Raw genomic sequence first — 1,726 nt, 5'->3', positions numbered from 1 at the left:
AGTCGCCTGACCGCCTCTGTCTTGAACTCCGCCGTGAACCGGCGTCGGGTCCGCTTCTCCGCCATGCTGCCCTCCAAGGGTGCTCGGGTTCCTTACCAAACCCTCCACCCCACAGGGGGAAGTCCACTCCTTCTTGAGCGAGGCGAAGAAGCTCTCCATGGGCGCGTTGTCCACCGCGATCTTGGCCAGGCTGCGCTCCGACACAGCGCCCGCAGCGCGGCCCGCCTCGATGGTCTTGCTCAGCAGCCACTCCACGCCCCCCTCACCGATGCGGCCGCGCCAGCGGCTGAGCGAGGAGGGGTGGATGGGCAGGCGATGCTGGAAGAAGGTCTCGCCGGTGAAGTGCTGGAAATACGGGTTCTGACCCAGCGGGCGAGCACCGCCTCGTCGGAGAGGCCGTAGGCGTGCTGGAGGTACATCAGCCCGACGACCAGACGCGGATGGCTGGCTCGCCGGCTCTCACCGGCGGGAAAGAAGCCGGCCCATTCCCGCTCGAACCAGCTCCAGTCGATCAGCGCCGCCAGCCGGATCAGTTCGTGTCGCCCGTTGATCATGCCGACCAGGCGGGGCCGTAGCAGGTCGGCCTGTTCCGGCGGGCGGGGACGATGCTTCATGCCCGCAGAATCGCAGGATTACCGCAGGGTTCCAACTGAACCCTGCAATTCCAGAGCGCCCAAACCAACAACTCTCCCAAGCAAATCAGTGCCCGCGAGGTTGTTCAGACCCGACTACTTAGTGTTAGCGTCGTTGCCTGAAGGGGCAAAGCTCTCTGCGATCTGGGTCAGCAGGGCGTCGGCTTTCTTCTCTTCCTCCAGGGTCTCGGCCAGCAGCTGCTCTGCTTCAGAATACCCGAGTTTGGCTGCCCAGGTCTTCAGCAGCCCGTAGCGGGCAATTTCGTAGTGCTCGATCGCCTGGGCACAGCCGATCAATACATCATCGGCTGCCGCAGTGCCGCCGAAATCCTCCAGATCCTCTTCCATTTCTGCCGTCAGGCCCTGCATTGCTTCACAGGTCTTGGCACGAGCTGACTTGCCGATGCGCTCAAAGACCTGGACCAAGCGCTCCACCTGCGCGGCGCTCTCCTCGGCATGCTGAGTGAACGCTTCCTTCAGTTCCGGTGCCTTCGCGGCCTTCGCAGACTTCTTGAGCGCCCGCACTGACTGTTTTTCGGCGTAGTAGACGTCCTTCAGTGTTTCGTGGAAGGCGTCCGCAAGGGTCTTCTCGGCCATGTCGATGATCTTCCCCATCCAGCTCACCGCCTCATTTGGCAGCCGAGACAAAACGCTGGGCAAGGAGAGAAGGTGGCAGCGCAGACACTCACAGATGCTTGGGTATGGCGACAGGACGATGGAGAGGATCTCCATGCATCCAACGGCCGGCTTCGGGGATGGTGAGGATGCCTTGCGCGGCTGTCTCCGCTCTGGAGGACAGGCACAGAATCGAAAGCGCCCAGAGGCACGAGCCATCCGGGCGCATATCTCGACAATGGTGTTTTCGTGCCCTGAAACGTAGTGAGCCGGCACGCATATTTGGTGCCCAGAGTTAACATATGTTTTGCTGCACTGGCTGGCACCGAGGCGATAATGATTATCTAGTCGGCCACACTACACGACAGTGATGGCTGGGAGGTCAGGGATGAGTTGAAATGGAGGATTCATCCCTCGCGCAGAAGGATCCTGGCCATGACTGCTCTGCCCGGCTCTCTCATGTCGACGCTATCGTCGCA

General features: G+C 61.6%; 1 protein-coding gene and 1 pseudogene. Both read right to left on the bottom strand.

Going from position 1 to position 1,726, the window contains the following annotated elements; all coding sequences use genetic code 11:
* Positions 1-141 precede the first annotated feature (141 nt).
* Positions 142-614 (bottom strand): annotated as a pseudogene (locus ROTAS13_RS24085) (transposase); the annotation flags it as partial.
* Between the two features lie 114 nt (positions 615-728).
* Complete coding sequence (locus ROTAS13_RS24080; protein WP_075823628.1) at positions 729-1,229, bottom strand: ferritin-like domain-containing protein; 501 nt, start codon at positions 1,227-1,229, stop codon at positions 729-731.
* Positions 1,230-1,726 lie beyond the last annotated feature (497 nt).

The organism is Roseomonas sp. TAS13 (assembly GCF_001950415.1).
GTDB lineage: Bacteria > Pseudomonadota > Alphaproteobacteria > Acetobacterales > Acetobacteraceae > Roseomonas > Roseomonas mucosa.
This window is presented reverse-complemented; position numbering and strand designations above follow the sequence as displayed.